Raw genomic sequence first — 4405 nt, forward strand, 5'->3', positions numbered from 1 at the left:
GCCGACAGACTGGGCACCGGAAAACCGCTGCTGGTGACAACCATCAAACCGGAGGGGACGTTGTCCCTGCTGCCGACAGTTTCAAGCGGTGTTCATTATTCACATTCTCCTTACTATATAAGGAGGGTAAGAATTAATGCGGCTGATCCCCTGTGCCGGGTATGTGAAGAACTGGAATATCCGGTGCTGCCTGAGGTGGGGCAGAATCCGGAGAATGCGACAACAAAGGTTGTGGAATTCCCGGTAAAGGCACCAGCCGGTAAAGTGAAGGCAGATGTATCCGCAATAGAGCAGCTGGAAACTTATAAAATGTTCATGGAGCATTATGTGGACCATAATTGTTCTATCACTGTTCATGTGCGGGAAGATGAGTGGGAAGATACGGAACAGTGGGTGTGGGACAACTGGGATGATGTGGTTGCTCTGTCGTTTTTAAGTTATGATGACAGCTTTTATGAATTACTGCCCTACGAAGCCATTACTAAGGAGGAGTACGATGCACGTAAAGCAGCTATGAGACCATTTAACCCATCGCTTCTTACACGGTATGAATACGAAGAATCAGATTTTGATATTGGAGATTCTGACTGTTCGACCGGGGCATGCCCGGTCAGATAGTGGTACCGGGCCCATAATGGACTTTTAAATGAGAGATAGTTGTTTGAGTGATACCCAAGGTACGGGTATCGCTCAACGCATACGTAAAATATCGATTAAAACAGTGTGTATCAGATCATCAGATCTGCCGAAAATCCCATCAGATAACTGCAGAGATAAATAATAAACTCTTTTGGGGAAGGTTTTTCGATTAAATGGCGGTTAGCGATCTTGTCCAGCTTCTTTCGGTTACCGTAATCCCAGCAGTCACATACAGCTCTGGATATACTGCGAGAGATTGATTTAACAGGAAGCTCAGTTTCATCAGATATTAATGGATAGATCTGACGCTCAAGACAGAATCCATAATATATTTGAAAATCACAACAATAATGCACCGCCAGAGCTAAATGGTAATAACTTTTGTGACATGGGTGTCCGGATACTGACTGAATGAGTAATATAACATTTTTTATCGGCATAATAAACCATCCTTGTATAAGTATTTTGTATACAATATTATACTGAGTCAATTGAAAAAGAAGAAAAAAATGACATCATTAGATAAAATTAGACAAATAATGAGTTCCATTTTACACATACTAATACAGAAAAAATGGAGGATTCAATTGAAGATACATTCAAATACAGTAGGGATGGTATATTTATGCCAAAGCTGAAAAAAGCAGATGCCATTAAGACAGAAGATTTTATCTGCCTGGGATACATTAAAAAACAAAACAATATGAGCAGTCTCATTCTCGCAAAATATAGCCGGGATGATAAATTCGTTGTGAATTATCACGTTACAATTGAGATCAGCTCAAATTGGCTTTGTCACTACAGCATGGTGGAGACAGAGTGTCCATTTTTTAAAATTCCCAAAGGATGCCTGTATGCTATATGGATTGAACCGATTGTCTGCACTGTTGAATACCTGCCGTCTGAAAAAATCGGTTTTCGCCGGGCAGTATTTAAGACGATGCACTATGATAAGAAACCGGAAGAGTGCCGGGTCATTTAAAAGAATCCCCCGGCTTTTTAAGCCGGGGGGGGGAAAACTATTCACATATTGGATCTTCTATCAGGGTTGCTACTACAAATTCATGTTTATGATCAGAATTGCAGGAAGTACATCCTTTTATAAGATGCACATGACGCCCGCAGCCAACATCAATAGCAGGACCGGATGTGCCGCAGAATTCGTGTTTATGACCATCGCATGAATCAGTAGTAAATTCTACTTCGTGAACATGGCTACCGTCACAGGGGATCGCATCACCTGATACGGTTGCAAATCTATGATTATGAGCATTTTCACAACACCCTTTAATTTTTGTACTGCCAAGTATTTCATGATTATGCTGTTTCGGACAGTGAGAAGCTTCAACAAAGTTTGAATTCATATTATTACCTTTCATTTCCAGTTTTGATATAATATGAAAAAAATTGTGCCAATGTGACAAAAAACGATTGTGATAAGCGCCTGGAACAGAGCAAAAGAAAAGAGGGGCAGAACTAAAAAACGAAACAATAAAAAACCCGCAAACTCTGAGTTTACGGGACTTTTTTGAGTAGCGAGAAAGGGATTTGAACCCCCGACACCACGGGTATGAACCGTGTGCTCTAGCCAACTGAGCTATCTCGCCAAAACATATGAAATTTTACTTTTTTCAAAGTAAGTGGGACCTATAGGGCTCGAACCTATGACCCTCTGCTTGTAAGGCAGATGCTCTCCCAGCTGAGCTAAGATCCCAGAATATTACAGTGGATTCAGACGTTTTATTTGTCTCAACCGCAACCTGCTCTGCTATTATATAATTGTAAAAAGAAAAAGTCAATACCTAAATTAAAAAAAATGAAATAATATTTTTTAGGGTGAATAACATGAAAAATGTCATAAACGCACCCTGCAAAGCTATTGGCATATTATGAGGTAAGAGAGTATATGCTGCAGCTTCAGAAGTTATGAGAAGTTTTTGAACAAAGGTGGCTGAAAGTATACTCTCGCAATTAGAATATAAGTATTAAGGAGAATGTATAATGGGCAGAGATATATCAAAATGTCATCCGCGCCTGCAGGAACTCGCCGCTGAATTGAAGGCTGAGTGTGCCAAACAGGGATATGAGATAGCGATAGGTGAAAGTTTTCGAAGTGTGGCAGAGCAGGATGCGCTGTACGCTCAGGGGAGGACAAAACCGGGGCAGATTGTGACGAATGCACCGGGCAGTTCCTACAGCTCCATGCATCAGTGGGGGGTAGCCTTTGATTTTTACAGAAATGATGGAACAGGGGCGTACAATGAAAATGGAAACTTCTTTGAACATGTAGGGGCGATCGGTAAATCTCTTGGACTGGAATGGGGAGGAGACTGGACGTCACCGGTGGACCGTCCACATTTTCAGCTCCCTGACTGGGGCAGTACACCGTCACGGCTGAAAAATATATACGGAAATATCAATTCGTTTATGAAAACCTGGGGAAATCCCGGAGGAACCAATACAGCACCGTCACAGGATAACTGGGTACTGCGTTTGCAGCAGGAGCTGGTAAGACAGGGCTACCGCCCAGGTAAGGTGGATGGGATTGCAGGGCCCAATACACTGAATGGATGCCCCACAGTGCGTAAGGGCGCAAGCGGGGGTATAACCAGGCTGATTCAGGAGAAACTGTCTAATGTATATAAAATTGGAATCGGGACTTCTGGGGCAGACGGAATCTTCGGAAAGGATACAGAAGCGGCTGTTATGGAATTTCAGAAGCAGAAAGGTCTGTCAATTGACGGTATTGTAGGCAAAAAGACCTGGCGTGCACTGCTGGATCTGTAAACATGCAGTGGTTCATCTGAGTAAAAGTTTATATTGCTGCGTAAATTCTGTTTGAAAATAGATGTATGGTACGGTATGATAAAAAAAACGGAGGGAAATGCATATGAGAATAGGAATGGGATATGATGTACACCGGCTGGAAGAAGGCCGAAAACTGATCCTGGGAGGCGTTGAAATTTCATATGAGAAGGGTCTGTTGGGGCATTCGGATGCAGATGTGGTTGTACACGCCATTATGGATGCACTTCTGGGAGCTGCGGCGCTGCGAGATATTGGAACTCATTTTCCGGACACGGATCCGCAGTACCGTGGTATTTCCAGTATTCTGCTTCTGGAGAAAGTAGGAAAACTGCTCGAGGAAGAGCGGTACATTATCAACAATATCGACGCGACGATAATTGCGCAGAAGCCGAAGCTGATGCCATATATCGGACAGATGACAGAAAACGTGGCGCGTGCGCTGAATATTGAAATAAACCAGGTGAATATAAAAGCGACCACGGAGGAGGGGCTTGGTTTTACCGGGAGGATGGAGGGGATATCATCTCAGGCAATCTGCTCCCTCATACCGGTACTTGAGCTGGCAGGTGAGGACAGGATGAACACCAGACCATGCGAGGGCTGCTGCGGCTGTGCAAAAGATAAATAAATGCGGAGGATAAGTGTTGACAAACAGCATTTTTTTGCATACACTAAGAGCATAAAAGGCTGTGAACGATTAGAGTACCTGCTTGAAAACTTTCAGAGAGAGATGGCCATCGGCTGTAAGCCGTCTTAAGGGGAAAAGCAGGGAAGTGCATTCGGGAGCCGGGCGGAAGAACAATGAGTATGCCGCCCCGCAGGCAGGCGTTATCTGTATGAAAGTGGAGAGGATAACTCTCTATAAGAGTGGAACCGCGGATTACTTCGTCTCTTGTCTGAGACGGAGTTTTTTTCTTTGAATAAAACAATTGATGAAAGAGAAGGAGAATAAAGATGA

Annotated in this window: 5 protein-coding genes, 2 tRNA genes, 1 pseudogene and 1 other annotated feature; of the genes and pseudogenes, 4 read left to right on the forward strand and 4 right to left on the reverse strand. The window is 43.3% G+C overall.

Annotation, left to right across the window (positions count from 1 at the left end):
• Window positions 1-618, forward strand: a pseudogene (locus tag MCG44_RS00250) (ribonucleoside-triphosphate reductase, adenosylcobalamin-dependent); the annotation flags it as partial.
• Window positions 619-728: 110 nt separating this feature from the next.
• Here MCG44_RS00250 and MCG44_RS00255 read toward each other — a convergent pair.
• Window positions 729-1079 carry a sporulation initiation factor Spo0A C-terminal domain-containing protein gene (locus MCG44_RS00255; protein WP_240286088.1) on the reverse strand — a complete coding sequence of 117 codons (351 nt, stop codon included), beginning with the start codon at window positions 1077-1079 and terminating at the stop codon, window positions 729-731.
• Window positions 1080-1264: 185 nt separating this feature from the next.
• Between MCG44_RS00255 and MCG44_RS00260 the strand changes: the two genes are divergently transcribed.
• Entirely contained in the window at window positions 1265-1621 is a 357-nt protein-coding gene (locus tag MCG44_RS00260; protein ID WP_240286090.1) for a hypothetical protein, read from the forward strand.
• A 37-nt stretch (window positions 1622-1658) separates the two neighbouring features.
• Here the strand turns inward: MCG44_RS00260 and MCG44_RS00265 are convergent, their stop codons facing one another.
• The 3 genes from MCG44_RS00265 to MCG44_RS00275 form a co-directional block, all read right to left on the reverse strand.
• A complete protein-coding gene (locus MCG44_RS00265) occupies window positions 1659-2003 on the reverse strand; it encodes a YmaF family protein (RefSeq protein ID WP_240286092.1) in 345 nt (114 codons plus the stop codon).
• Window positions 2004-2172: 169 nt separating this feature from the next.
• Window positions 2173-2246 (reverse strand) — tRNA-Met (locus tag MCG44_RS00270).
• A 34-nt stretch (window positions 2247-2280) separates the two neighbouring features.
• Window positions 2281-2353, reverse strand: a tRNA-Val gene (locus MCG44_RS00275).
• A gap of 287 nt (window positions 2354-2640) precedes the next feature.
• On the opposite strand from MCG44_RS00275, the gene MCG44_RS00280 reads away from it, so the two are divergent.
• Window positions 2641-3426, forward strand: a complete 786-nt coding sequence (locus tag MCG44_RS00280) for a peptidoglycan-binding protein (RefSeq protein WP_240286094.1) — start codon at window positions 2641-2643, stop codon at window positions 3424-3426.
• A gap of 103 nt (window positions 3427-3529) precedes the next feature.
• Window positions 3530-4075, forward strand: a complete 546-nt coding sequence (ispF, locus tag MCG44_RS00285) for a 2-C-methyl-D-erythritol 2,4-cyclodiphosphate synthase (protein ID WP_240286096.1) — start codon at window positions 3530-3532, stop codon at window positions 4073-4075.
• 52 nt (window positions 4076-4127) lie between these two features.
• Window positions 4128-4343 (forward strand) — a binding site (T-box leader).
• Window positions 4344-4405: the final 62 nt, after the last annotated feature.

The sequence above is a fragment of the Lawsonibacter sp. OA9 genome (assembly GCF_022440585.1).

Coding starts and splice junctions, on each gene's coding strand:
- MCG44_RS00255 (WP_240286088.1), bottom strand. CDS start 1,079: ATGCCGATAAAAAATGTTATATTACTCATTCAGTCAGTATCCGGACAC.
- MCG44_RS00265 (WP_240286092.1), bottom strand. CDS start 2,003: ATGAATTCAAACTTTGTTGAAGCTTCTCACTGTCCGAAACAGCATAAT.
- MCG44_RS00280 (WP_240286094.1), top strand. CDS start 2,641: ATGGGCAGAGATATATCAAAATGTCATCCGCGCCTGCAGGAACTCGCC.
- ispF (WP_240286096.1), top strand. CDS start 3,530: ATGAGAATAGGAATGGGATATGATGTACACCGGCTGGAAGAAGGCCGA.
- MCG44_RS00260 (WP_240286090.1), top strand. CDS start 1,265: ATGCCAAAGCTGAAAAAAGCAGATGCCATTAAGACAGAAGATTTTATC.